Origin of the sequence: Borrelia nietonii YOR, from assembly GCF_023035795.1 — a bacterium.
In the GTDB taxonomy this organism is placed as follows: domain Bacteria; phylum Spirochaetota; class Spirochaetia; order Borreliales; family Borreliaceae; genus Borrelia; species Borrelia hermsii.
This window is the reverse complement of the sequence record NZ_CP073157.1, coordinates 14,226-40,171: the sequence shown is the minus strand read 5'-3', so window position 1 is coordinate 40,171 and position 25,946 is coordinate 14,226. Positions and strand designations below refer to the sequence as shown.

The window sequence follows — 25,946 nt, the reverse complement described above, 5'->3', positions numbered from 1 at the left end:
TTAGAGATAAATCCAGGATGTCTTCTATATTGTTGTAATGAAAAATAAGAAGTTAAATTGGCTGCTGAATCTAAAAATTCTTTCTTTGATTCATTAGTGAAGATAGGACAAGGATTTCAAGATATATTTGGAATTTTTGGAAATGCAATAGGTGATGCATTAGGATTTAATGCTGTTAAATCTGGTGATAAGAGAAGTAAAGTAGGAGAACACTTTGAAAGAATAAAAAAAGGTTTAGGTGATGCTAAGGATAAGTTAAAAGAGCTATCAGGTGAAATATCTGAAGCAAAGAATGCTAATAGAAGTAGCATTGAGGTTGTTAAGAGTGCAATTAAAGGAGCGGGTGATGTTTTTGATAAATTAATTGATGCCTTAACTAAACTTGCTGGTGTTGCTAAAGAAGCTGGCGATACTAATATTGGCGATGCTGGTACTAATGGTGCTGCTGGGGCCGTAGCTGCTGATAAGACTAGTGTTGATGCAGTAATTGCAGAAGTTAAAAACATTATTGAGACTGCTACTAACTCTGGTGTAAAAATTAATACTGGAAATGCCGGTGCTCAAGTGGCTAATGGCAATGGACCTCAAGCAATAGTTCATAATGCTCAAGCTGCTGCTAATTCTGGTCCTGCACTAGCTACTGAAGTGGCTAAAGCTGACCCATGGGCAATAATTGATAAGATTAAAAATGCTACTGCTGCAGGCAATGCTACTGCTGCTGATGCAGAAGCTGGAGCACTTGCTATTGGTGGTAATTCTGCCAATGCTGCCGGTACTGCTAAAACTAATGCTGACCTAACAGCAGCAGTAGCGTTAAAGGCAATGACTAAAGGCGGTAAGTTTACTCAACCTGCCGCTAATGAAGAAGGAGCAGTAAAAGCAGCAGCAGCTAGTGCAGTAAATAAGGTATTAGGAGTACTGGACGTAATAATTAGTAAAGCGGTAAATTTAGAACTTGGTAAAATTAAAGAAGCAGTAAAGGGAATAAAATACTCTGAAACTACCGGTGAAGCTACTGAATCTGATACTGCTCAACCAACTAATAAATCGTCAAACTAAAAATATAAAGTCATTGTAAGGAAAACACTTTTCTTGTTTTCTATGAGATATGAAAACTATTTGCTATAAGGATAAAAGTAATGCATAAGTTAAAAGGGGGCACGTAAAAAATGAGAAAAAGAATAAGTGCAATAATAATGACTTTATTTATGGTATTAGTAGCTGTAACAACGGTGGGGTTGCGGAGGATCCTCAAAGTAAATTTTTCAAGTCAGTAATAGACTTAGGTAATGATTTTTTAAATGTGTTTACATCATTTGGAGATATAGTTTCCAAGGTATTAGGTTTTAGTACAGAGACAAAATCTGATGTTGGGACTTATTTAAGACAGTACAAATACTATACAAGGCACTAAGGACAAGCTTATTAAAAATTGTTGCTGACATGAAGAGTGAAGACAATCCTAATGCTTCTGCAACTGAGACTGTAGCAAATAACTTAGTGACTACTACTCTTGATAAGATAATAGAAGGAGCAAAGACCGCAAGTGATGCTATTGGGGATGCTAATGACCCAATTGGTAATGTTGCTATTACTGGTGCTGGTAATGTTGCTGCAGGTGCTAAAGGTGAGACTGAAGACTTAGCAAAGGAAATTAAAGCAATAGTAGAAGTAGTACTTAAAGGTAAAGGAAATGCTGATGCTGGTGATAATAAAAAAGCAGAAGATGGTAATAGTGCAAGGGGTTGCTGATGCTGGTGAAGCGGGCAAACTATTTGATGGTAGTACTGGTTTTGCTGATGCAAAAAAGCAGCCGCCGATGCAGCGAAGGCTGTTGGAGCAGTAATCGGTGCTGACATATTACAAGTTATGATTTGAACTGATACTCAAATTGCGCTTACTTATAAAGACCCTGAGTATATTTGAATTGTTTTATGGGTTTATTTTTATATATCTTATCTTAGATCGTAGTCTTGTAGCGATTACGATTTTTTCAAATCGGGATATTTTTTTGTTTTGCTTGGCAATTTATAGTACATTTCCTTAAAAGGGTGAGCATTACAAATGTTTTTTAAATGTTCTGTATAGTTTGTTTTTTCATATTTGAATATTTATTGTAAGCGTGTCTTTTATTGGATCCAGTGTAAATTGCAAGGAGCCTTGTCCGCTACTTTTTTTGCATTTAATATTCATATAATGTTTAAATAGGATTGCTTTGAGTCCATTAATATTTAATATCTTGAAAATAAATTCATTTTTTTAATGAATTATATAAAAAAATAAGCTTAACGGAGGTAGCGATTATGCGTGGAAAAACACTTAACTGAGACTTAAAATCGAGTGTATCAAGTTGTTTATAAGCATTTGGTATGCTAGATTTTAAATATTTAAAGGTTATAAAAATGACTTATATAAAAAATCCAACTTCGTTTTTTAATAAATCCACTTCGGGGAATCTTATTAATTTAGGTCAATTTCAAATTGAAGTAGATGATAGTCTGTTTGAGCATTTGCTTGATATCGTAATATTTGCACAGAATGAAAAAACATATGAAGAATTAATATCATTTGCTACTGAAAATAATATTAATAGTAAAACTATTAAGTTGTCCTTAGATAAGAAAATATTAATTCCTTTTTATACACATACACATCCTCAAAATGGTATTTATCTAAAAAATAAATATTTCCTAGATCTTTTATTAACACATCCAGAAAATTTTAATTTAGAAAAAGAGCATGTTATTATCATTGGATGTGGTGGTATTGGAAATTTTATGACTTATTCTCTTGCTACTTTGGGATTAGGATCTATGACTTTTATAGATGAAGATAAAATAGAAGAATCTAACTTAAATAGACAATTTTTATTTGATTATGATTTTATAGGAGGTAATAAAGTAGATATAATTGAAAAAAAAATAAAATCACTAAATAAAATTATTAAGACTCAAACATATAAACAAAAAGTTTCAACAAAGGTACTAGAAAGTATTTTGTGTAATTCAAAAATTAAACCATCTTTAATAGTATTATCAGCGGATGATGATTATTGTCTTCCTTTAGTTAATAAATTTTGTATTGAATATTCTGTTCCATTTATAAATATTGGCTATCTTAATGATTTTTCAGTTATTGGTCCATTTTATATTCCTGATATTTCGTCTTGTTCCTATTGTACTGATATTGGAGTTATAAAAATGCCATCATCTTCTATGATAGAAGACAAAATAATACTTGCAAATAAGGATTATCAAGCCCCTTCTTTTTTTACTAATAATGCAATTGCCTCAAGTATGGCTATTATTGATATAATGTTTTATTTTGGAGGTGAATATGAAAGGATTAATTCTTTAAATAAGCGAATTGGTATTAGCAATCATGATTTTTCATATCATTTTATTAATATTAAAAAAAATAAATTTTGTAATTGTAATAAAAATTTATGATAGAGTGTAAGCATCAAAGATATTATTTTTATTCATTATTTTTATCGGAATTTGCAAGGACATTGCCACATGCTGTTTTAACTATTATTTTAATAAATAAAGGTTTGCAATTGAGAGATATTGCTATAGTGCAAATGTTTTATATGTTAGCAATTATTTTTTTTGAACTTCCTTCAGGTGTAATATCAGATATTTTTGATAGAAAAATTGTTTATTTATCATCGATTTTTTTATCAATGATTGCTTATTTTATTATTTTTCAAACATCATCATTTATAATTCTTTGTATTGCTTGGTTTATATATGGTATGTCATCTGCAGTTAATACTGGTACAATTGATGTTAGTTTTACTCGTGTATATCAAAGTAATTCGAAAAAGTTAAAAGCATTTATATCATCTATGAAAATAATTTTAGGTATTGGTGCTATTTCAGGTGGATATGCAGGAAGTGTATTATTTTTATATGTTGATGAAAAAATTTATCTTATTTCATTATTTCTGTATCTAGCCTCATCTTTAATTACAATTTTTTTTATATCAAGTGATAAAAATACGGATCATAAGAAGGAATGTTTAAAATTATATATTAATCAATTTAAAAGTAATATAATTACGTTATTAAAATCTAAAATGTTAATAGAGTTATTTATTTTAATTAGTTCTATTCAGTTTTTTTTTCAACCTTTTTATTTGTACTGGCAAGCAATTTTTATTGATAAAAATGTTCCTATTAGTATATTTGGAATTATATATATATTATTTCGTTTATCAAATATTATAGGAGCATGGGTATTTAAAAAAATTAGACATTCAAGCTATGATTCTTATGTTATTTTAGGTATCATATTTTTATTATCAATTTTAATAAAAATAGTTTCACATATTTACGTATTTATTACTATAATGACATTTCTCGTAATTTTAGTTTCTCTTTATTCTAATAATTTAGAATATTTTTTACGAAAAAATATAGATTCAAAAATCTTAGGGACTATAGCTTCTATTAATAGTACAATATCTCGTTTATTTTCATTTTTAGTATTGACAGCATGTTCAATTTTAGCTAGCTTTATAAGCATAATAAATACATTTATTTTATTAATACTTATTTTTTGTATTTTATCTATCCTTGTGATATATAAATTTACGGATAATAAAAGAGAAGACATAAAGTAAATTTGAATTTGTGTTTAATACTTTAAAAGTAAATAATGAATTACTTTCATCAAGTAGTTATATGATTTTGATATTTTGGCACAAAATTATAGTTTCTTATTGCTTCCCTCTACAGGGTTTAATCCCCCTTCCTTTTTACCATAACTTAATTTTTCTCTCTTCTTCTAACATTTTTGTAATCAGTTTAATTGATTTCTTTATCTAATTCTTTTGTGAGAATTTCTATTTATTTGCTTTGTTATTGTTTTTGATTGCTTCACTTTCTCTTAAATCTTTATTTTTTAAATACGCTTTTTTAATTTTTTCCAAAACAGCATCTGAATTTTGTGTTATGGGTCTTATTTATCCACCTGTCCCACAAGTGCTTGATGCTTGTTCTTTAAATTTATCTAAATCATTACTATTACCTTCAAATGAACCTTTTACTATTTGTTTAAAAGTTTCCTTTTGCTGGCTAGCATTGTCACCTGTACATTTTGCAAGCTCACTCTGTATATGATCTAGTGCAAACTTTATCTTAGATTCATCAAAACTTAAAAATTTTTTAAAATCATTATCATCACCCAAAGCCCCTTTTAAGAAGTTTAATCCTTGTTTTTGGTTATCACTTAACTTGTCTCTTAATGCTTCCTCAGGTGTTTTTTGTACTTCTTGTGCTTGTTCCCTTAAGTCGTCTCTTTTAGATCTGCTTTTAATTCCTTTGTCCTTATTGGTATCTTGACCGCAACTACTAATTAGTAGTAATAAAACCAAAACAAAATTAATTTTACTCATATAAATCCCCTTATATTTATATTGATTTTTGATCATCTTGTTTTTATTGCCAATTTTAAGTCCATATGAATGTTGGCTGTTGTCATCAGTACATAGAGGCTCTTTTTTTAAGACATTCAAACATCTCTTCACTATTGTCTTTAGTAAATATGTCGTTTAGAATACCTCTAAAGAACTGCTCTATTTCGTTAGTACCATTGCAATACTTTCTCATTTGCGCCGTTACCATTGCCATTTTTATTGATTTTACAATCAATAGTATCACTTATATAAGTATTAAAAGTCTTATTACTTGCTTTTTTTGTTTTTTATCTTCTAAGAAATTATAGGCAGTAGTAAAAGCATTAGCCAATTCTTTTTGTTTTTGTGTATCTTTTGAAAGCCAGTTAAAAAAACCCGTGCACTTATTTTTATTGTCTTTACATTCACCAACTTGAGAAAGTAGTTTATCAATTACTTTCTCAAATTCGTTCTTAAGTGAATCAAACTTTTGTTGCTCATCAATAGTTAGAGTAATAACCTTCTTTTGTATTTCTTTATCGGTTTTCTTTTGTAAATTATCCAGAGCTCCCTTAGAGCTACTATGTAGCTGAGTTTCAGTAGGTACTATGCTTATTTATATCCTTTGCAATAATACAAGAATAATGTGCTTCAAAATATGAACCTTATAAGTTTACTCATGTAAATTTTCTTATCTTTATGATTGAAATAATATATAGCATTTCTTCTCGTGCTGTGTGAGTGCTTATGAGTACTCATTGTTTTTGTAAAAATTATTATTTTTTGCATTTTAGTAGATTAAAAAAGCTTTTTTGGCTATTTAGTCCCTTCTTCACTTATAGAGAAGTATAATAAGGAGGCACGGAAAGAAATGAGAAATAAATTAAGTGCAATAATAATGACTTTATTGATGGTATTAATATCATGTAATAATGGAGGGCCAGAGCTTAAAAGTGAGGAAGTAGCTAAGCCTGATGGAACAGTACTTAATTTGGAAAAATAAGTACAAAAATAAAAGATGCTGTCGCTTTTGCAAAAGATGTTAAAGAAGTTCATGCTTTAGTTAAGTCCATTGATGAGCTTGCTAAAGCTATTGGTAAGAAAATTCAACAAAATTCTGATCAATTTTGTGCTGATGGTGCTCATAATGGTTCTTTAATTACAGGGGTGTTTCAAGTAATATTGACTGTAGAAATTAAATTGAAGTCTTTATAAGATACAGTTGAACTTTCTGATGCACTTAAGGCAAAGGTTATTAGTTCTAAGACCGCAAGTGGAGATAAAGGGGTTGCTGAGCTTATTAAGTTTAACACAGCAATTGATGAATTATTAAATGCATCTCAAACGCAGCAGACGCTGCAATTACTGAGCTTTTACAACCCCTGCTAAGCCTTAACTAAGGATAAATAAGTTAAGTAGTTATTATAAGATTAGTTTTTAATTCTTAGGTCAGTAACTGGAAAAACAAAGTCTATAAATAATAAGCTAGGAGTTTGTTCTCTTAGCTTATTATGTTGTTTAATTCTATTTTTACTTGTTTTACTACATTATTATATTTTGTAGATTACTTTAATTACTTTCATCTTTGAGATTACATTTATGGCTTGATTTTAACTTATTTTATAACTTAATGAGAACTTAAATTGCTTATTTGTAACTTTATTTTTACTTATATCTTGTAATAATTCAGATCTTAAGAGCACTGATAGAATCTTTTAATAACAGATTGGTGCTAAGACCGCATTTGAGATTTTTTATAAACTAAAGGAAATCGGTCTAATGCTATATGTTGAAGATAGGGATAACACTTCTGGGCATGGGAATGTGACTAAAACCTTTTTTAAACTTAGAGAAGGTATGAGTCATAAGTTTAGAATTGCGCCAATTAAACCTATAAGTAATAAATTTACTAGAATTGTTACGTTAATAGAGCCATTTGCGACATCTAAACTTAGTATTATGGACTATTCAAGCAAGTCAGCTATATCTGATATTTATAAGTACAAAGGAGATGGAAAGAGTGCTGATGATTCATTAGATAGCCTCTCAGCAGCATATATGTTATTGACTTTGGGTATACGTTCTCTTAAAGCACGTTTTACCAAAATAAGGTTCCTATAACATGTAAAATATTATATAATAATTAAATAAGGAGATTTCTATGGGACTTGCACAACCAGTAATTACACAACAAATGGTTATAGCAGAACTTACTAAAGCTGGGATAAATAGAGAGATTGCTATTGATCTGTCTTACAGATATTATCGTAATGAGCTTACTTACAAAGATATTGAGTATTTAGAGAATAATTTTAATGTTAAATTTGATAAGTTAGAAGATAGGATAAGTGGTATTGAGAAGCGATTAGAAGATAAGATTAATGCTGCAGAGAATAACTTTCATCTTAAGCTTGAAAAGGTAGAGTCAAGCTTGCAAGCTGAGATTAAAGCAGTCAAATCTGAGCTAGATAACAAGATTGACACTAAATTCAATGAACTTGATAACAAGATTGATATAGTAAGAAATGAATTAAAATCTGATATTAAAGACCTTGATAACAAAATAGACACTAACACAATAGAACTTAAGAGTACATTAAGATTACATAATTGGATGTTTGGGACTCTTATCACACTTAATATAGGAATATTTTTAGCATTAATATCGTTATTAGTAAAGTAAGCTTAAGTTAAGTAACTCCTTCTTTAATTGACTTTATGTTAATTATTTTTTATCAAAATCGTTTAAATTTTTGTTAAATACAATTAAACTTTGATAATTGTTTCATCAAGCTCAATATTTGAAAGGTTAAAGCATCTATGCTCTTATCTTTTGTTTTTATCTAGTCCTCTGAGTTAATAAGGAGGCACGGAAAAGAAGTGAGAAAAAGAATAAGTGCAATAATAATGACTTTATTTATGGTATTAGTAAGCTGTAATAGCGGTGGGGGTTGCGGAAGATCCTAAAACTGTGTATTTGACATCTATAGCTAATTTAGGTAAAGGGTTTTTAGATGTTTTTGTGACTTTTAAAGATATGGTTACTGGAGCTTTTGGAATTAAGGCTGATACTAAGAAAAGTGATATAGGTAAGTATTTTGCTAATATTGAAACTACTATGAATGCAGTAAAAAAGAAGTTGCAAGATGAAGTTGCAAAGAATGGTAATTACGTAAAAGTTAAAACAGTTGTTGACAAGTTTGTTGCAGATGTCTTAGACAAGATTGCAGAAGGAGCTAAAAAAGCAGCAACAGGGGCTACTGGTGGTGATGCAATTGGTAATGCTGTCAAAAATGAGGATGCTGTACCTGCAGAAGTTGCAAGTGTCAATTTGCTTGTTGAAGGAATTCAAACAATAGTTGGTGTGGTCTTAAAAGATAAGGGAAGTGCAGATGCGAATAAGACTACAGATGATGACAAAAAGGATATAGGTAAGTTGTTTAGTAAAGCATCTGATAATGGGACAGAAGCAGAAGCAGCTAAGGCAAGCGCATCAATTGGAGCGGTAAGTGGTGCTGACATCTTGCAAGCTATTGCTAAGTCTGGTATGGCTTCAGCCGGTAAAGATATTGATCAAGCAAAGGATGTTGCTGAGATTGCTACTGCTAAGAATGATAGTGCTACTAAAGAGACTAAACAGAAAGATGCAATAATAGCAGCTGGTATAGCATTAAGAGCGATGGCTAAAAATGGTAAATTTGCTGCTAAGAATGAAGACAAAGCTGTATTTGCAGTAAATGGAATAGCTTCAAGTGCAGTAGGTAAGACGCTCAGTACTCTAATAATAGCAATAAGAAATACAGTTGATAGTGGTTTAAAGACAATAAATGAAACTCTTGCTAAAGTTAAACAAGAAGATAAGTCTGCAGAGGCTACTGGACCTGTAGAAACCGAAAAGAAAAAATAAGAATAAAGAATTATTAATAAACATAACTAAATAAAATCATTTAAGGAGAACTCTTCTATTGCTCTCTATGTATGAGACTTGTTCCCCTTATTTATATCTAGCCCTTTGAGTAAAAAATGAGGCACGGAAAAAATGAGGAAAAGAATAAGTGCAATAATTAATAAGTTAAATATAAGTATACTTATGATTTTATTTTTACTTCTTAGCTGTGGGAGTGGACAACTTCAAGCTGAGAAACTTGTTGCTGAATCTAAAATTTCTTTCTTTGATTCATTAGTTAAGATAGGACATGGGTTTCAAGAGATTTTTGGCATTTTTGGAAATGCAATAGGTGATGCATTAGGATTTAATGCTGTTAAATCTGGTGACAAGAAAAGTAAAGTAGGTGAACACTTTAAGAAAATAGGAGATGGACTTACAACTACTAAGGATAAGTTAAAAGAGCTATCAAATAAAATATCTGAAGCAAAAAATGCTAATAGCAGCACAATTGAAGCTGTTAAGAGTGCAATTAACAGTGCTAGTGATGTCTTTGAACAACTAATTGCTGCTCTAATTAAACTTGCTGGGGTTGCTAAGGAAGCTGGTAATACTAATATTGGTGATAATGCTGATGCTGTTCCTGGTGCTGCTGAAAAGACTGGGGTTGAAGCTATTATTGCAGGAGTTAAAGATATTATTGGAGCAGCAGAAAAGTCTGGTGTAAAGATTGAATATGGAAATGCTGGCGATCCAATAGCTACTGCAGCTAATACTACCGATGCTCTTGCTGTTCTTGGAGGTAATACTGCCAAGGCTACTCAAGGAGCTGGTGATAAGCTAGCATTTGAAGTATCTAAAGCTGATCCATGGGCAATAATTGATAAAATTAAAAATGCTAAGGCTGCTGATGGTATTCAACTTGATGCTGGTGAGAAAGATGCTGGGACATTAGCCGCTTCTAATAATAATGCTTCTGCTAATGCTGGTGCTAAAAGTAATGCTGCCCTAGTAGCAGCTGTTGTTCTTAAGTCAATTACTAAAGGTGGTAAATTTAGTGCTGCTGTTGCAGATGCAGGAGCAGTTAAAGCAGCAGCAGTAAGTGCAGTAAATAAGGTATTAGGAGTACTTGATTTTATAATTAGGAAACCAGTAGCAATCAATTTAGATAAGATAAGAGAAGCTGTTAAGGGAATACAGTACTCTGAAACTACTACTGAATCAACTGAAGCTAGTGCTACTCAACCTACTGTTACTAAATAAGTTATCTAATTAAATAATCTAAATAATAAAGTCATTTTAGGAAAACTCTTCTCTTTATGAGAACTGTTTTCCTTTTATGTTTTATATAGCTCTCCTGAGTAATAAGGAATAAAATGAGAAAAAGAATAAGTGTAATAATAATGATTTTATTTATGGTATTAGTAAGCTGTAATAGCGGTGGGGTTGCAGAGGAGCCTAAAACTGTGTATTTAACATCTATAGCTAATTTAGGGAAAGGATTTTTAGATGTTTTTGTGACTTTTAAAGATATGGTTACTGGAGCTTTTGGCATTAAGGCTGATACTAAGAAAAGTGATATTGGTAAGTATTTCGCTGATATTGAAAAAACTATGACATCAGTTAAAAAGAAATTACAAGGTGAAGTTGCTACGAATGGTAATTATGTAAAAGTGAAAACAGTTGTTGACAAGTTTATTACTGATACATTAGATAAGATTGCAGCAGGTGCTAAAGAAGCAGCCAAAGGTGCTACAGGAGAAGATAAGATTGGTAATACTACTTCTGCTGGGCATGGAGCCAGTCCTGCTGACAAGGACTCTGTGATCTCATTAGTTAAAGGAATTAAGACTATTGTTGATGTGGTATTAAAAGATAAGGGTGATGCAGGTGCTACTAAAACAGCAGAAGATGATAAAAAAGATATTGGCAAGTTGTTTGATGGGAAAAAAGATGATGCTAAAGAAGAAAATATTGCAAAGGCAGCGGCTAGCATTGGTGTAGTGACCGGAGCTGATATTCTTAAAGCTATAACTACATCTAAGGAAAATCCTGTTGAAAATGCTACTGAGGGTATTAATGCAGCCAAAGATGCAGCAGAGATTGCTGTTGCTAAGGCTGTTAATGACAAGAAAGAGATTAAAGAATTAGCAAAGAAGGATGCGGTTATAGCAGCTGGCATTGCACTGCGAGCAATGGCTAAAGATGGTAAATTCGCTGTTAAGGATGAAGAGAAATCTGCTCATGCAGTAAATGGAGTAGCAGCAAGTGCAGTAGGTAAGACACTCAGTACACTTATAATAGCAATAAGGAATACAGTTGATAGTGGTTTAAAGACAATAAATGAAGTACTAGCAGCTGTTAAACAAGAAGATAAATCTTTAGAAGCTGCTACCCCTACAGACGCAACAGCTAGTGGACAGCAACAATAAAAAATTATTAATAAACATAGCTAAATAAAGTCATTTTAGGAAAACTCTTCTCTTCATAAGAATTGTTCTCCTTTTGTTTTACCTACCCTCTGATTGCACAGGGGCCTAATAGTATAAAGAATTCTTTAAAAATCACAAATCAAACCTTAATAAGTATTGTTATATTTGTAGTTTTCTATTTATTTGTTGTGGTCAGCAATCAGATGCAGGGAAGGATGGCGCAGCAGGAGGAGAGAAACAAGGGGCTGGAAGTTTAAGTGAAGTACTAATGGATGTAGGTAGAAGTGCTGAGAATGCTTTTTATTCATTTATGGCTTTAGTTTCAGATGCTTTAGGTTTTACTGTAACTAAAGATACAAAGAAACAAGATGTAGGGAACTATTATAAGAAATTAGCAGAAGGAATAGAGAAAGCTATAGGAGAATTGTCAGCAATTTCAGGTCAAACTGATCAGTCTGATAAACAATCAGGGAAAGAAGGAAATGAATCAGAATTAAATAAGTCGATTGATAGTGCTAAGGGTGTATTGGAGTCATTAAAGATAAACGTAGAGTCTTTAAAAGGAATAGGTGATGTCAATGTAGTAGGTCATGCACATAATGCTCAAGGTGCAGGAACAGCAGCAGCTGATGTTGAATTAAAGAAATCCCTTAAAGCATTACAAGAAATAGTAAAAGCAGCAAAGGGAGCAGGTGTTCCAGAGCCAAAAGCAGGAAATACAACATTAAAAGTAGGTGATGCAGATAATAAGGAAGGAGCTAAAATATTATCTACAAGTGGTAATAATCCAGGTGCAGGGGATGCAGGAAAAGCCGCAGCAATACTAGCAACAGTAAGTGGAAATGAAATGCTAGCTTCAATAGTTAAATCAAAAGAAGGTGATGCGGATACAGGAGTAGGAGGCAATGCAGATGGAGATACAAGTGCGGTGTCATTTGCAAAAGGAGGATCAAGTAATAACCTATCAAATGCTGATACACCAAAAGCAGCAGCAGTATCAGGAGGGATAGCATTACGTTCATTAGTTAAAGGTGGTAAACTAGCATCAGGAGCAGGAGATAATGCTACAGGAGGAGGGAAAGAAGTACAAGGAGTAGGGATCACAGCGGCAAATAAATTATTAGTAGCAGTAGAAGATATAATTAAAAAGACAATAAAGAATGTTCTTGAAAAAGTAAAGCAGGAAGTAGATAAAGCAAGAGCTCCAAAAGCAACAGGTCAGCAATAAGATAGATAGTTAGATTAATTACTTAAAAGTAAGATTAGAAGGCAATCTTAGAGATAAATCCAGGATGTCTTCTATATTGTTGTAATGAAAAATGAGAAGTTAAATTGGCTGCTGAATCTAAAAATTCTTTCTTAGATTCATTAGTGAAGATAGGACAAGGATCTCAAGATATATTTGGAATTTTTGGTAATGCAATAGGTGATGCATTAGGATTTAATGCTGTTAAATCTGGTGATAAGAGAAGTAAAGTAGGAGAACACTTTGAAAGAATAAAAAAAGGTTTAGGTGATACTAAGGATAAGTTAAAAGAGCTATCAGGGCTATCAGGTGAAATATCCGAAGCAAAGAATGCTAATGGAAGCAGCATTGAAGTTATTAAGGGTGCAATTAGAGGATCGGGTGATGTTTTTGATAAATTAATTGGTGCTCTAACTAAACTTGTTGATGTTGCTAAAGAAGCCGGTAGTATTGACATTGGTGATACTGCTAGTGCTGCGGCTGCAGTAGCTGCTGACAAAGCTAGCGTTGAGACTATTATTGCAGGAGTTAAAGCTATTATTGATGCAGCAAAGAAATCTGGAATAGAAATCAAGTCTGGAACCGCTGGTAATGCAGTAAATGCTGCTGCTGCTAGTGCTCCTGCTGCAATTGGAAGTAATAATGCAGGTCAGGGAGCTGGTGATAAATTAGCAGCTGAAGTATCTAAAGCCGATCCATGGGCTATGATTGATAAGATTAAAAATTCTACAACTAATACCGCTGTTCTTGCTGGTAATGATAAAGACGCTGGGACATTAGCTACTGGTACTAATGCTAATGATGCTAATGGAGCTGGTGCGGCTACTAATGCGGACTTAGCAGCTGCTGTTGCTCTTAAGGCAATTACTAAAGGTGGTAAATTCAGTGCTGCGGCTGGTGATGTTGAAGCAGTAAAAGCAGCAGCAGCTAGTGCAGTAAATAAGGTATTAGGAATACTTGATTTTATAATTAGAAAAACAGTAAGTAGCAATCTAGATAAAATTAAAGAAGCAGTAAAGGGAATGAAGTACTTTGAAACTACTACTGAAGCAACCGAAGCAAGTACTATTAAACCCGATACTAAATAAATTGTCTAATTAAAGAATCTGAATAATAAAGTCATTTGAGGAAAACTTTTCTATTCATAAAAATTGTTTTCTTTTTTACTACCTTGTAATAATTCAGGTCTAAAGCGTAGTGATGGAATCCTTTAACAACAGATTGATGGTAAGGCTGCATTTGAGTTTTTTATAAGATAAAAAAATAGACTAAACGCTTTATGTTATAGTTAGGGGCCCTCTTAAATCACATTTTACTAACATAAAGTGCTTATAACAGTTAAAATATTATATAATAATTATATAAGGAGATTTTATGCAAGATTCATCATTACATTCCGTTGCTAATACACAAATTTTTAATGGGCATATTACAGAGGAGATTATATATCAAGAATTTGTAAAGATGGGTATGCAAGATTTTATTGCAAATGATCTCTCTAAAAGATATTACCGTAATGAACTGACTTATAAAGATATTGAGTATTTAGAGAATAATTTTAACTTAAAACTTGAGATGTTAGAGCGTAGTTTAAAATCTGAAATTATATCTGTTAAGGCAGAACTTGATAATAAAATAGATATTGTTAGAAATGAATTAAAAACAGATATTGCATCTGTTAGCAATGAGATTTCTCTTGTTAGGAAAGATATGGAGATTAATAAAATGGAACTTAATAGTAAACTTGATAAAACCACATCTGAATTTAAAAGTACATCAAGATTACATAATTGGATGTTTGGAACTCTTATCACACTTAATATAGGAATATTCTTAGCATTAATGTCATTATTAGTAAAGTAAATTTATTTAATTAGCCCTTATTTAATTGATTTTCTGTCAATTATTTTTTTTCTTCATTTTTTTTACAAAAATCATTTAATTATTTGTTAGATACAATTAGTAGATTAGTTGTTTTATTATGTTTAATCTCTGAAATGTTAAAGTATCTAATGTTTTTAGTTTTTTTATGTTTATCAAAGGTTTTTAACTATCTAATCCTTTCTGAGAAAAAAGGAGGCACGTAAAAAAATGAGAAAAAGAATAAGTGCAATAATAATGACTTTATTTATGGTGTTTATGTCATGTAATAATGGAGGGCCAGAGCTTAAAAGTGACGAAGTAGCTAAGTCTGACGGAACAGTGCTTGATTTGGCAAAAATAAGTAAAAAGATAAAAGATGCTAGTGATTTTGCAGCAAGTGTAAAAGAAGTTCATACTTTAGTTAAGTCAATAGATGAGCTGGCTAAAGCTATTGGTAAGAAAATTAAAATCAAGATACACTTGGTACTGAGGCTAATCAGAATGGTTCATTACTTGCTGGAGTATTTCAATTAATGGTAGACGTAAAAGTTAAATTGGAAGCTTTAGAAAAAACAGCTGGAATTTCTGATGAATTAAAGAGTAAAGTTTCTGATACTAAGACTAAAACAGAAGCTTTTTCAAAGAAATTGAAAGACAATAATACTGATCTTGGCAAAGCAGCTGTTCAGGATGATGCTGCAAAAAAAAGCTATACTTAGAACTAATAATGATAAGACCAAAGGAGCTGAGGAACTTGGTAACCTCAACGAGTCAATAGACGATTTGTTAATTGCTACTAACGGCGTAGTAACAGCTGCAATTAAGGAGCTTACAACTCCTGCTAAGACAGCATCTACTGCTCAATCTAACTAAGGGTAAACAAGTTAATTTATTATAAGATTACTTTTTAATCAATGGTGATTATCCGATAAAATAAAGTCTATAAATAATAAGCTAGGAGTATATTTCTCTTAGCTTATTTTGTTTTTTTATTCTTATATTTATTTGCTTTACTACTTTATTATACTTCTTGAGATTTTTTTTGATTACTTTTATCTTTTAGACTTATATTTATGCCTTGATTTTAACTTATTTTATTACTTAATAATAACTTAGATTGCTTATTTTTACTTCTTAGTTGTGGGAGTGGTAGTACTAAGGCTGAGGATCCTAAAACTGTATATTTAACATCTATAGCTAATTTAGGGAAAGGATTTTTAGATGTTTTTGTGACTTTTGGTGATATGGTTGCGGGTGCGTTTGGTATTAAGGCTGATACTAAGAAAAGTGATATAGGGAAGTATTTTACTGATATTGAGAGTACTATGACAACAGTTAAAAAGAAATTACAAGATGAAGTTGCAAAGAATGGTAATTACGTAAAAGTTAAAACAGTTGTTGACAAGTTTATTACTGACACATTAGATAAGATTGCAGCAGGAGCAAAGGAAGCAGCTAAAGGTGCAACAGGTAGTGATGTTATAGGAAATGCTGTGAAAGACGCTCAGGATGCTGCACCTGCTGATAAAACAGCAGTAAATTCTATTGTTAAAGGAATTAAAACTATTGTTGACGTAGTTTTAAAGGATAAAGGAAATGCAGATGCTAATGGTGCTAAGATTGAAGATACTGAGAGGAAATCAATTGGTAGATTGCTTAGTACTAATGCTAATGCTGGAGAAGAAAAACATGCAGGAGCAGCAAGTGCCTCAATTGGGGCTGTAACTGGAGCTGATATATTACAAGCTATTGCTAAATCTGGGGATGTTGTAGGTGAGGTTGAGATTGATGCAGCGACAAATGCAGCAGAGATTGCTGTTGCTAAAAAAGGAGATCAGAAAGATCTTAAAGCAAATCAAAAGGATGCAATAGTAGCAGCAGGAATTACTCTTAGAGCAATGGCAAAGGATGGTAAGTTTGCTTCTAAGAATAATGAAGAGAAATCTGCTAATGCAGTTAATGGTGTTGCTGCTAGTGCTGTTGGTAAGACTTTAAGTACTCTAATAATAGCAATAAGAAATACTGTTGATAATGGAAAAAAAGATAAATGAAGCATTAGCTACAGTTACACAAGAAGATAAATCCGCAGAAGCTGCTACACCTGTAGAAACAACAGCTAGTGGACAATAATAAAGAATTATTAATAAAACATACATAACTAAATAAAGTCATTTTAGGAAAACTTTTCTTTTCATAAGATAAGAATTGTTTTCCTTTTGTTTTTATCTAGTTTCCTGAGTTGAGTTAATAAGGAGGCACGTAATAATGAAAAGAATTACTTTAAGTGCGTTATTAATGACTTTATTTTTACTTATGTCTTGTAATAATTTAGGGACTACTCCTAAAGATGGTCAGGCCGCTAAATCTGATGGCACTGTTATTGATTTATCTAAAATAAGTAAAAACATTGCCGATGCAGTTGCTTTTGCTAAGGGTGTTAAAGACGTTCATACCTTAGTTAAGTCCATTGATGAGCTCTGGTAAGAAAATTAAAGCTGATGGAACATATGTAGGGGATGATGCAGGTAAGAATAGTTCATTAGTTGCAGGGGTACGTAATATAATATTAGCTTTAACTCCTAAATTGGGAACATTAGAGGTAATAGATGGAATTTCTGATAAACTGAAAACAGAGATTGATTCGGTTAAGAATAAAAGTAAAGCATTCTTAGATAAATTGAAAGATACTTCTTCTGATGATGATACGAAAAAAGCTATAGATAGGATTGGCAAAAAAGATGGTGATAAGGGAGTTGCATAACTTATTGCCTTGAACACAGCAATTGATGGGTTGTTAAAGGCTGCTGAAGCTGCGGTAACAGCTGCGATTAAGGAGCTTACAACTTCTACTAAGTCAGCATCTACTGCTCAACCTAACTAAGGATAAACAAGTTAATTGATTATTATAAGATTATTTTTTAATCAATCGTAATTATTTGCAAAAATAAAGTCTATAAATAATAAGCTAGGAGTATATTTCTCTTAGCTTATTTTGTTTTTTTATTCTATTTTTACTTGCTTTATTACTTTATTATATTTTTTAGATTACTTTGATTACTTTTATCTTTTAGACTTATATTTATGGCTTGATTTTAACTTGTTTTATCACTTAATGAGCACTTAGATTACTTATTTTTGCTTTTTGGTTGTGGAAGTGGACAACGACCAGAAGCAGGGAAGGATGTCGTAGCAGCAGGTACAGGAGGAAGAAGTTTAAGTGCAGTGCTAATGGATGTAGGGAGAAGTGCTGAAAATGTCTTTTATTCATTTATGGCTTTAGTTTCAGATGCTTTAGGTTTTACTGCTAAATCAACTACAAAGAAGAGTGATGTAGGAGATCATTTTATTGCTTTAGGTAAAAAACTTGGACAAGCATCAGATGAATTAGAAGAGGTAGCAAAAAAGTCAGAAATAGAAGGGTCTAAAGATGGATCAATAGCCGTAGCAATTAGAAGTGCAGTTGATGCTGCTAAGATTACTTTAAGTACATTAAAAGGTCATTTAGAGTCTTTAGGTCAAGTAGGTGATGCTAACCAAAAGGTAGGTGATGCAAATAATATTCAAGGTACAGGAACATCACCAGACGATGCTCAGTTAAAAGCGATGTTTAGGGTATTAAAAGAAATAGTGGGGATAGCAACAGATTTAGGTATTAAAGCATTAGAATCAGGAGTTACTACATTAACAGTAAATGGAATAGATAATAAAGATGGCGCTAAGATATTAGCTACAAGTGGTAATAATCCAGCAGCAGGAGATGCAGCTAAAGCAGCAGTAATATTAGCAGCAGTAAGTGGTGAGGAAATTTTAAAATCAATAATTGGATCACAAGAAAGTGATCAAGCACTAAATAATGCTGCAACTGCAAATACAACTGCGGTGTCATTTGCTAAAGGAGGATCAGATGCTCATTTAGCAGGTGAAACTAATGCAAAAGCAGCAGCAGTAGCAGGGGGAATAGCGTTACGTTCATTAGTTAAGACAGGTAAACTAGCAGCAGGTGCAGCTGATAATGCTACAGGGGGAGGGAAAGAAGTACAAGGTGTAGGAGTAAGTGCAGTAAATAAGTTATTGGTAGCAGTGGAAGATATAATTAAAAAGACCGTAAAAAATGTACTTAAAACAGCAAAAGAAAAAATAGATGAAGCAAGAACTCCAAAACCAGCAGTTCAGAAATAAGATAGGTAGTTAGATTAATTACTTAAAAGTAAGATTAGAAGGCAATCTTAAATATAGCATCTAAGATGCCTTTTATATTGTTGTAATTAAACTTAAGGAGTTAAATTGGCTGCTGAATCTAAAATTTCTTTCTTTGATTCACTTATTAAAATAGGTCAAGGATTTCAAGATATATTTGGAATTTTTGGTAATGCTATTGGGGATACTTTTGGACTTACAGCAGTTAAATCTGGTGATAAGAAAAGTAAAGTAGGAGAACAATTTGAAAGAATAAAAAAAGGCTTGGAAGATACTAAGGATAAGTTAAAAGAGCTATCAAGTGAAATATCTGAAGCAAAGAATGCTAATAGAAGTAGCATTGAAGTTGTTAAGGGCGCAATTAAAGGAGCGGGTGATGTTTTTGATAAATTAATTGATGCCTTAACTAAACTTGCTGATGCAACTAAAGATGATAACTCAATTGGTCATAATGATAATAATGCTGCTGCTGGTGCTGAAAAGGCTGGAGTTGAAGCCATTATTGGGGGAATTCAAACAATTATTGCAGAAGCAGGAAAGTCTGGCATATCAATCAAACCTGGAGATGCTGGTGGGCAGGTAACAGCTGCTGCTCGCTGCCCCTGCTGTACTGGGTGGTCATAATAATGCAGCTGCAGGAGCTGGAGCTGGTGATAAGTTAGCAGCTGAAGTATCTAAAGCTGATCCATGGGCTATGATTGATAAGATTAAGAATGCTACCGCTACTGATCCTGCTACCCTTGCTCAAAGCAATAATAATGAAACTGGAACACTAGCTGCTGCTAATGCTAATGCTAATGCTAATGATAATGATAATAACTATGGTGCAAAAACCAATGCTGACCTAGCAGCAGCTATAAGTGCAGTAAATAAGGTATTAGGAGTACTTGATTTTATAATTAGGAAACCAGTAGCAATCAATTTAGATAAGATAAGAGAAGCTGTTAAGGGAATACAGTACTCTGAAACTACTACTGAATCAACTGAAGCTAGTACTACTCGACCTACTGTTACTAAATAAGTTATCTAATTAAATAATCTAAATAATAAAGTCATTTTAGGAAAACTCTTCTCTTTATGAGAACTGTTTTCCTTTTATGTTTTATATAGCTCTCCTGAGTAATAAGGAATAAAATGAGAAAAAGAATAAGTGCAATAATAATGACTTTATTTATGGTATTAGTAAGCTGTAATAGCGGTGGGGTTGCAGAGGATCCTAAACTGTGTATTTAACATCTATAGCTAATTTAGGTAAAGGATTTTTAGATGTTTTTGTGACTTTTAAAGATATGGTTGCGGGTGCGTTTGGCATTAAGGCTGATACTAAGAAAAGTGATATAGGGAAGTATTTCACTGATATTGAGAGCACTATGACAAAAGTTAAAAAGAAGTTGCAAGATGAAGTTGCAAAGAATGGTAACTATCTAAAGGTAAAGGAAGTCGTTGACAAGTTTGTTTCAGATGTCTTAGACAAGATTGCAGCAGGAGCAAAGAAAGCAGCTAGTGGTGCTACTGATGGAGCATCAATTGGTGAGATTGTAAAATCTGATGCTGCCGGGAATGCTGGTCCTGATGCAGGAAGTGTAAAAAGTCTTGTTGTGGGAATAAAAGAAATAGTTGACTTGGTTATAAAAGAAGGTGATGGACAAGCAGATAAGACCAAGCCTGTTGATGATGATAAAAAGAATATCGGTAGACTATTTGGAGCTGAGACCTCTGCTGATAAGGGCGCTGAAGATAAACATGTAGCTGCGGCAAGTGCATCAATAGGAGCTGTGAGTGGTGCTGACATATTGAAAGCTATTGCTAGTGCTAATGTTGATGCTACGAAAGATGGCAAAGTTAAGGAAGTGAAAGATGCGGCGGGTCTGGCTTTAGCTAAGGGTACTGGTACTGCTGATGATGAAAAACTTACTACTGCAGAATCTAAAAAAGATGCAGTAATAGCAGCAGGAATAGTTTTGAGAGCAATAGCTAAAGATGGTAAATTTATTGTAAAGGACACTGCTGCAAATAAGACTGAAGCTGAAGCCGCTAAAGGAGCAGCAGCAAGTGCGGTAGGTAAGACTTTAAGTACACTTATAATAGCAATAAGGAATACAGTTGATAGTGGTTTAAAGACAATAAATGAAACTCTTGCTAAAGTTAAACAAGAAGATAAGTCAGCAGAAGCAACTAATCCTGCAGAAGCAACAACTAGTGGGTAGTAAATAAATAACTAGTTAACGGTAAATATAAAGGATAAAGTTATTGTAAGGGAATAAATAATTTAAGTAGTTATTACAAGATAAGTTATTAAGTAAGCTGTAAGAGTAGGGAGAAATAAAGTCAAAAAGGAATATGAAGCTAGGAGCGTAATGCTTTTAGCTTCTAATGTTATTTAGGGAATGTTTATTTGTATATAAAATTGTTTATATGAGTAAAGATTGAATATAAATAATTGTAAGTGTGATATTAAGAGTATATTTTTATTGTAATCAAATAATTAAATACTTTAAAAGTAACTTAAATTTGAATAAGTAAACCAAAAGCATAAAAACCCGTATAATAATAAGTTTTATTTTATGTCAATACCAAAAATTCATTGTGGGTTTATATTTTTTTATGATATAGGGAAGGCACGGAATAATGAAGAAGAATATGTTAAGTGAAATGTTAAACTTTATTTGTGGTATTAATATCATGTAATAATGGAGGGCGAGAGCTTAAAAGTGACGAAGTAACTAAGTCTGACGGAACAGTACTTGATTTATCAAAAATAAGTGCAAAGATAAAAGAGGCTAGTGCTTTTGCAGCAAGTGTAAAAGAAGTTCATGCTTTAGTTAGGTCAATAGACGATATTGCTAAGGGCATTAAGAAAAAAATTGCTGCAAATGGGTTGGAAGATGATGCTAATGGTAGTAATCACCATACTCCATTGATGGCAGGGGTATTTAGTGTGGCTACAACTATAGAAAAAAAATCAGGAGAGTTACAAGTAGCACAATCTCTTAAAAATTTAGGTGAAAAAGTTAAAGATGTTGAGGCTAAGGCTAAAGCATTTACAAGTAAGTTAAAAAATCAACATGCTACTTTGGGAGCTGCGGATGGAGCTGCTACTGATGCGAATGCAAGAAATGCTATAGATAAAAGCGATGCTACTGGAGGTAAAGGTAAGGAAGAGCTTATTGCTTTAAACACAGCAATTGATGGGTTGTTAAAGGCAGCTGAGGGTGAGGTAGAAGCTGCAATTAAAGAGCTTACAACCCCTGCTAAGCCAGCAACTCCCGCTAAGTCTTAACTAAAGTATAAATAATTTAAATATTATTATAAAAATTATTCCTAGTGGTATTGTTCTTGATTTAGCTACAATAAGTTAAAAATAAAAGACTCTATCAACTTTACGACAGATACTAAAGGAGGCAAGTGTTACTGATGTTAAGACTAAAAAATTAGGAGTTAGCGACTAAATAAAATCTGATGCTGAACTATCCAGAACATTACTTTGATATTGGTTTGAGTTTATTGATAGACTTTATCACTTAAGCTAAGAAAAGCTTTACGAGTACCATCCAATATATAATCCATAATTAAAACCATACTTACTAAACTTAATTTGAGTATACTTTATGTTGAAGTTAGGGATAATGTATCTGGACAGGGTAGTTTTATTAAGATATTTTTTTACATTTAGAACAAATATGCATCGTATTTATTCGTAACTTTAAATATACCTTTTCTTAAGGCACATTTTCCCAAGATAAAGTTTTTATAACATGTAAAATATTATATTATAATTACATAAGGAGATTCTTATGAGATGTGCACAACCAGTAATTACACAACAAATGGTTTTAAGTGAGCTTGTTAAAGCTGGGATAAATAGAGACATTGCTGCTGACCTTTTTTATAGGTATTGCCGTAATGAGCTTACTCATAAGGATATTGAGCATTTAAGAGAAAACTTTGATATAAAACTTGAAATGTTAGAACGCGGCTTAAAAGCTGACATTAATGAACTTGGCAATAAAATAGACACTGTTAGAAATGAGTTAAAATTTGATATTAAAGACCTTGATAATAAGATAGACATTAACAAAATGGAACTTAAGAGTACGTTAAGGCTATATAATTGGATGTTTGGTACTCCTATTGCACTTAATATAGGGATATTTTTAGCATTAATATCAATGTTAAGTAAGCAACTTTCAGTTAAGTAACCCTTCATCTTAATGCCTCTTTTAATCAATTGTTTTTTTGTTAAAGACAATTAGACCTTGCTGATTGTTGCATGATATTTAGTTTCTGCAAGGTAAAGGTAGCGATGGGATTAAATTTCAAGATTAATGCAAGAGATTTATACAGGTATTCTATCTTTTTTAAGAATTATATAAAAATATAGCAGAAGATGTGCTTAAGATGAAAACTTTTTTGTAATGTGGTTTCTCATCTAAGTTTAGCGAAGATTTAGAGGCTTTAAAGATAGAGCTTAAGACAATATTATTTAACTTGATTTATACAGTCAATGATGTTGGATTCATTTGAGTTGAAACCGCAGACCAGCTTAGTGAGCTAAATTTAGAAATTAATACGGAATTATCATTAATTAAGTGTTCTCTTTTAATAGCTTTGTAATTTGCAGTGATACGTATTGTTCTTCAAAATTTAATTCTTTTGTAGGGATTTTGTCTAGATGTTGTGTTGTACCCTCTCTTAAATTTTTAGGTCTTAAATATCCTTTTTTAAATTTGCTTTTTTACTTGAATTATGCTCAGGTGCATTTACCCACCCGCCGATCCACAAGTGCTTATTGCCCCGGCTTTAAAACCATTTAGTGTATTGTTGTTCATTGTGTTAAAATATCCCTTTATTACTTCTTTAAAAGTGTTTTTGCCTTGCTCATTACCACTACACTTTGAAAGTTCATTCTTTATATGTTCAAGCGCATCTTTAATCTTAGATTGATTTAAAAGCACAAACTGATTGAATTTACTCCCATCATCCAAAGCCTCTTTTAAGAAGTTTAAATTTAATTTTTCAATATCATTTAACTTTTCTCTTAACGATTCCTCAGGTGTTTTTTGTACTTCTTGTGCTTGTTCCCTTAAGTCGTCTCTTTTAGATCTACTTTTAATCCCTTTATCCTTATTGTTATGTTGACCGCAATTACTAATTATTAGTAATAAAATTATTAAGACAAAATTAATAACTTTCATATCAAATTTCCTTATCTTAATATTAATAATTTATTTTATTCCCAATTTTTAAGTCCACCCCAATGACTATTGTCGCTTGTGAGACCATCTTTAAGACATTCAAACATTTCCTTATTAGTTGGCTTGTTGGGTATGTCGTTTAAAATGCCCCTGAAGAACTGTTCTATCTCGTTAGTACCATTACCGTATTTACCATCATTGTTGCCTACTTGACAATCAATAGCGTCACTTATATAGGTGTCAAAATCTTTATCACTTGCTTTTTCTTGTCTTGTCTTTTCTTTTCTAAGAAGTTATAAACATCGGTAAAAGCATTGGCTAATTCTTTTTGTTTTGGTATGTCCTTTGAAAGCCAAGTAAGAAAGCCTTGTGCATTTACTCTTATCATTTTGACATCCTTGAATTTGATTTTGTAGCTTTTCAACGATCTTCTCAAGTGCATGCTTTAAAGAGTTAAATTTCTTTCTCTCATCATCAGTTAGAGTAATAGCCTTTTCTTTTATCTCATCAGTTTCTTTATGTAAATTATTCATAGCTCTTTTAGATCTACTATGTGATTGATCTTCAGTAGGTGCTATTCTTACTTTATATCCTTTGCAACAATACAAGAATACTGCTCCGAAGAGCATGAACCTTATAAGTTTGCTCATGTAATCCCCTTATCTTTATGATTTAAACAATATATAGCAGTTTTTTTCTTGATGTATAGATTCTTGTGAGTCTTCATTGGTTTTATAAAAATTATTATTTTTTTGCATTTTAGTAGTTTAAAAAAGCTTTTTTGGCTATCTAGTCCCTTTGCCTATATAGAAGAGTAATAAGGAGGCACGTAAAAAAATGAGAAAAAGAATAAGTGCAATAATAATGACTTTATTTATGGTATTTACATCATGTAATAATGGAGGGCCAAAGCTTAAAAGTGACGAAGTAGCTAAGTCTGACGGAACAGTACTTGATTTAGCAAAAATAAGTAAAAAAATAAAAGACGCGGTTGAGTTTGCAGCAAGTGTAAAAGAAATAGAGACTTTAGTTAAGTCAATAGATGAGCTTGCTAAAGCTATTGGTAAAAAAGTTGAGGCTGGTGGTACTCTTGGAGATGATGGTGGTAAAAATGGTTCTTTAATTTCAGGAGCATATAGTGTAGTGTTGTTTGCAGACACTAAGTTAGGACAGTTAGAGAATAAGGAGGGAATTTCTGTTGAATTGAAGGCAAAAGTTGTTGCCTCTAAAGCTGCAAGTAAGGCGTTTATAGATAAAGTGAAAGGAGAAAATGCTTCCCTTGGTAAAAATGATGCTTCTGATGATGACACAAAAAAAGCTATAAAGAAAGATAATGGTGATAAAACTAAAGGAGCTGAAGAGCTTATTAAGTTAAATACAGCGGTTGATGGGTTGTTAAAAGCTGCTAATGAGACAGTAGAAGCTGCAGTCGCAGAGCTTACAACTCCTGTTAAGGGAGAAAAACCTTCTCAAAATAACTAATTAGGGAATAAATAATTTAAGTAGTTATTATAAGATAAGTTAATTAAGTAAGCTGTAAGATCAGGGAGAAATAAAGTCAAAAAGGAATATGAAGCTAGGAGCGTAATGCTTTTAGCTTCTGATGTTATTTAGGGAATGTTTATTTGTATATCAAATTGTTTATATGAGTAAAGATTGAATATAAATAATTGCAGGTATGATATTAAGAGTATATTCTTATTGTAATCAAATAATTAACTATTTT

Annotated in this window: 20 protein-coding genes and 10 pseudogenes; 24 read left to right on the top strand and 6 right to left on the bottom strand. The window is 32.0% G+C overall.

Going from position 1 to position 25,946, the window contains the following annotated elements; translation table 11 throughout:
* Window positions 1-54: 54 nt before the first annotated feature.
* The 4 genes and pseudogenes from bhYOR_RS07190 to bhYOR_RS07175 all read left to right on the top strand — a co-directional run.
* Window positions 55-1,059 (top strand): annotated as a pseudogene (locus tag bhYOR_RS07190) (variable large family protein); the annotation flags it as partial.
* 244 nt (window positions 1,060-1,303) lie between these two features.
* Window positions 1,304-1,878: pseudogene (locus tag bhYOR_RS07185) on the top strand (variable large family protein).
* Between the two features lie 524 nt (window positions 1,879-2,402).
* Window positions 2,403-3,449 (top strand): ThiF family adenylyltransferase, encoded by a 1,047-nt coding sequence (locus bhYOR_RS07180; protein ID WP_247088587.1) that lies wholly within the window; start codon window positions 2,403-2,405, stop codon window positions 3,447-3,449.
* A complete protein-coding gene (locus bhYOR_RS07175) occupies window positions 3,446-4,627 on the top strand; it encodes an MFS transporter (protein ID WP_025400392.1) in 1,182 nt (393 codons plus the stop codon). Before bhYOR_RS07180 ends, bhYOR_RS07175 begins: the two co-directional genes overlap by 4 nt.
* A 342-nt stretch (window positions 4,628-4,969) precedes the next feature.
* Here the strand turns inward: bhYOR_RS07175 and bhYOR_RS07170 are convergent, their stop codons facing one another.
* The 3 genes from bhYOR_RS07170 to bhYOR_RS08325 form a co-directional block, all read right to left on the bottom strand.
* On the bottom strand, window positions 4,970-5,401 hold the full coding sequence (locus bhYOR_RS07170; protein WP_025434331.1) for an Mlp family lipoprotein: 432 nt from the start codon (window positions 5,399-5,401) through the stop codon (window positions 4,970-4,972).
* 188 nt (window positions 5,402-5,589) lie between these two features.
* Window positions 5,590-5,658, bottom strand: a complete 69-nt coding sequence (locus bhYOR_RS08330) for a hypothetical protein (protein ID WP_330378878.1) — start codon at window positions 5,656-5,658, stop codon at window positions 5,590-5,592.
* A gap of 8 nt (window positions 5,659-5,666) precedes the next feature.
* Window positions 5,667-5,906, bottom strand: a complete 240-nt coding sequence (locus bhYOR_RS08325; protein WP_330378877.1) for an Mlp family lipoprotein — start codon at window positions 5,904-5,906, stop codon at window positions 5,667-5,669.
* A gap of 366 nt (window positions 5,907-6,272) precedes the next feature.
* Between bhYOR_RS08325 and bhYOR_RS08235 the strand changes: the two genes are divergently transcribed.
* The 19 genes and pseudogenes from bhYOR_RS08235 to bdr (bhYOR_RS07080) all read left to right on the top strand — a co-directional run bounded on the left by bhYOR_RS08235 (window position 6,273) and on the right by bdr (bhYOR_RS07080) (window position 23,224).
* Entirely contained in the window at window positions 6,273-6,404 is a 132-nt protein-coding gene (locus bhYOR_RS08235; protein WP_276325097.1) for a hypothetical protein, read from the top strand.
* A pseudogene (locus bhYOR_RS08410) lies at window positions 6,401-6,790 on the top strand (Vsp/OspC family lipoprotein). The gene bhYOR_RS08235 and the pseudogene bhYOR_RS08410 overlap by 4 nt, the downstream one beginning before the upstream one ends.
* A 390-nt stretch (window positions 6,791-7,180) precedes the next feature.
* Complete coding sequence (locus bhYOR_RS07155; protein WP_025434353.1) at window positions 7,181-7,522, top strand: hypothetical protein; 342 nt, start codon at window positions 7,181-7,183, stop codon at window positions 7,520-7,522.
* 40 nt (window positions 7,523-7,562) lie between these two features.
* Complete coding sequence (bdr, locus tag bhYOR_RS07150) at window positions 7,563-8,084, top strand: Bdr family repetitive protein (protein ID WP_247088582.1); 522 nt, start codon at window positions 7,563-7,565, stop codon at window positions 8,082-8,084.
* A 197-nt stretch (window positions 8,085-8,281) separates the two neighbouring features.
* A pseudogene (locus tag bhYOR_RS07145) lies at window positions 8,282-9,308 on the top strand (variable large family protein).
* Window positions 9,309-9,440: 132 nt separating this feature from the next.
* Window positions 9,441-10,550, top strand: coding sequence for a variable large family protein (locus bhYOR_RS07140; protein WP_247088574.1), 1,110 nt, complete (start codon window positions 9,441-9,443; stop codon window positions 10,548-10,550).
* Window positions 10,551-10,663: 113 nt separating this feature from the next.
* Window positions 10,664-11,719, top strand: coding sequence for a variable large family protein (locus bhYOR_RS07135; RefSeq protein ID WP_025434306.1), 1,056 nt, complete (start codon window positions 10,664-10,666; stop codon window positions 11,717-11,719).
* A gap of 163 nt (window positions 11,720-11,882) precedes the next feature.
* Window positions 11,883-12,947 (top strand): variable large family protein, encoded by a 1,065-nt coding sequence (locus tag bhYOR_RS07130; RefSeq protein WP_407933138.1) that lies wholly within the window; start codon window positions 11,883-11,885, stop codon window positions 12,945-12,947.
* A gap of 101 nt (window positions 12,948-13,048) precedes the next feature.
* A pseudogene (locus bhYOR_RS07125) lies at window positions 13,049-14,053 on the top strand (variable large family protein); the annotation flags it as partial.
* 286 nt (window positions 14,054-14,339) lie between these two features.
* A complete protein-coding gene (gene bdr / locus bhYOR_RS07120) occupies window positions 14,340-14,828 on the top strand; it encodes a Bdr family repetitive protein (RefSeq protein ID WP_051473560.1) in 489 nt (162 codons plus the stop codon).
* A gap of 228 nt (window positions 14,829-15,056) precedes the next feature.
* Window positions 15,057-15,701: pseudogene (locus bhYOR_RS07115) on the top strand (Vsp/OspC family lipoprotein).
* Between the two features lie 218 nt (window positions 15,702-15,919).
* A pseudogene (locus bhYOR_RS07110) lies at window positions 15,920-16,958 on the top strand (variable large family protein).
* 135 nt (window positions 16,959-17,093) lie between these two features.
* Window positions 17,094-17,312, top strand: a complete 219-nt coding sequence (locus bhYOR_RS08320; protein WP_331486848.1) for a Vsp/OspC family lipoprotein — start codon at window positions 17,094-17,096, stop codon at window positions 17,310-17,312.
* Window positions 17,299-17,589, top strand: coding sequence for a Vsp/OspC family lipoprotein (locus tag bhYOR_RS08315; RefSeq protein WP_331486847.1), 291 nt, complete (start codon window positions 17,299-17,301; stop codon window positions 17,587-17,589). The genes bhYOR_RS08320 and bhYOR_RS08315 overlap by 14 nt, the downstream gene beginning before the upstream one ends.
* A 374-nt stretch (window positions 17,590-17,963) precedes the next feature.
* The gene (locus bhYOR_RS07100; protein WP_025434304.1) at window positions 17,964-19,007 is read left to right on the top strand and encodes a variable large family protein; all 1,044 of its coding nucleotides are present in this window, start codon (window positions 17,964-17,966) and stop codon (window positions 19,005-19,007) included.
* Between the two features lie 102 nt (window positions 19,008-19,109).
* A pseudogene (locus bhYOR_RS07095) lies at window positions 19,110-20,046 on the top strand (variable large family protein); the annotation flags it as partial.
* Window positions 20,047-20,159: 113 nt separating this feature from the next.
* Window positions 20,160-21,232: pseudogene (locus tag bhYOR_RS07090) on the top strand (variable large family protein).
* Window positions 21,233-21,693: 461 nt separating this feature from the next.
* Complete coding sequence (locus bhYOR_RS07085; protein WP_025400178.1) at window positions 21,694-22,305, top strand: Vsp/OspC family lipoprotein; 612 nt, start codon at window positions 21,694-21,696, stop codon at window positions 22,303-22,305.
* A 514-nt stretch (window positions 22,306-22,819) separates the two neighbouring features.
* A complete protein-coding gene (bdr, locus tag bhYOR_RS07080; RefSeq protein ID WP_025400177.1) occupies window positions 22,820-23,224 on the top strand; it encodes a Bdr family repetitive protein in 405 nt (134 codons plus the stop codon).
* 561 nt (window positions 23,225-23,785) lie between these two features.
* Here the strand turns inward: bdr (bhYOR_RS07080) and bhYOR_RS07075 are convergent.
* The 3 genes and pseudogenes from bhYOR_RS07075 to bhYOR_RS08215 form a co-directional block, all read right to left on the bottom strand.
* Window positions 23,786-24,220 (bottom strand): Mlp family lipoprotein, encoded by a 435-nt coding sequence (locus bhYOR_RS07075; RefSeq protein ID WP_025434303.1) that lies wholly within the window; start codon window positions 24,218-24,220, stop codon window positions 23,786-23,788.
* A 35-nt stretch (window positions 24,221-24,255) separates the two neighbouring features.
* A pseudogene (locus bhYOR_RS08220) lies at window positions 24,256-24,477 on the bottom strand (Mlp family lipoprotein); the annotation flags it as partial.
* On the bottom strand, window positions 24,450-24,608 hold the full coding sequence (locus bhYOR_RS08215) for an Mlp family lipoprotein (protein WP_330378867.1): 159 nt from the start codon (window positions 24,606-24,608) through the stop codon (window positions 24,450-24,452). The gene bhYOR_RS08215 and the pseudogene bhYOR_RS08220, both read right to left, overlap by 28 nt.
* Window positions 24,609-25,057: 449 nt before the next feature.
* On the opposite strand from bhYOR_RS08215, the gene bhYOR_RS07060 reads away from it, so the two are divergent.
* Window positions 25,058-25,702 carry a Vsp/OspC family lipoprotein gene (locus bhYOR_RS07060; RefSeq protein WP_247088572.1) on the top strand — a complete coding sequence of 215 codons (645 nt, stop codon included), beginning with the start codon at window positions 25,058-25,060 and terminating at the stop codon, window positions 25,700-25,702.
* The last annotated feature ends 244 nt before the right edge of the window (window positions 25,703-25,946 follow it).

Excerpts from the sequence above, each read along its gene's own strand:
- bhYOR_RS07140 (WP_247088574.1), top strand. The coding sequence starts at position 9,441 with ATGAGGAAAAGAATAAGTGCAATAATTAATAAGTTAAATATAAGTATA.
- bdr (WP_051473560.1), top strand. The coding sequence starts at position 14,340 with ATGCAAGATTCATCATTACATTCCGTTGCTAATACACAAATTTTTAAT.
- bhYOR_RS07180 (WP_247088587.1), top strand. The coding sequence starts at position 2,403 with ATGACTTATATAAAAAATCCAACTTCGTTTTTTAATAAATCCACTTCG.
- bhYOR_RS07135 (WP_025434306.1), top strand. The coding sequence starts at position 10,664 with ATGAGAAAAAGAATAAGTGTAATAATAATGATTTTATTTATGGTATTA.
- bhYOR_RS07060 (WP_247088572.1), top strand. The coding sequence starts at position 25,058 with ATGAGAAAAAGAATAAGTGCAATAATAATGACTTTATTTATGGTATTT.
- bdr (WP_025400177.1), top strand. The coding sequence starts at position 22,820 with ATGAGATGTGCACAACCAGTAATTACACAACAAATGGTTTTAAGTGAG.
- bhYOR_RS08320 (WP_331486848.1), top strand. The coding sequence starts at position 17,094 with ATGAAAAGAATTACTTTAAGTGCGTTATTAATGACTTTATTTTTACTT.
- bhYOR_RS08235 (WP_276325097.1), top strand. The coding sequence starts at position 6,273 with ATGAGAAATAAATTAAGTGCAATAATAATGACTTTATTGATGGTATTA.
- bhYOR_RS07170 (WP_025434331.1), bottom strand. The coding sequence starts at position 5,401 with ATGAGTAAAATTAATTTTGTTTTGGTTTTATTACTACTAATTAGTAGT.
- bhYOR_RS07175 (WP_025400392.1), top strand. The coding sequence starts at position 3,446 with ATGATAGAGTGTAAGCATCAAAGATATTATTTTTATTCATTATTTTTA.
- bhYOR_RS08215 (WP_330378867.1), bottom strand. The coding sequence starts at position 24,608 with ATGATAAGAGTAAATGCACAAGGCTTTCTTACTTGGCTTTCAAAGGAC.
- bdr (WP_247088582.1), top strand. The coding sequence starts at position 7,563 with ATGGGACTTGCACAACCAGTAATTACACAACAAATGGTTATAGCAGAA.
- bhYOR_RS07155 (WP_025434353.1), top strand. The coding sequence starts at position 7,181 with ATGCTATATGTTGAAGATAGGGATAACACTTCTGGGCATGGGAATGTG.
- bhYOR_RS08315 (WP_331486847.1), top strand. The coding sequence starts at position 17,299 with ATGAGCTCTGGTAAGAAAATTAAAGCTGATGGAACATATGTAGGGGAT.
- bhYOR_RS07075 (WP_025434303.1), bottom strand. The coding sequence starts at position 24,220 with ATGAAAGTTATTAATTTTGTCTTAATAATTTTATTACTAATAATTAGT.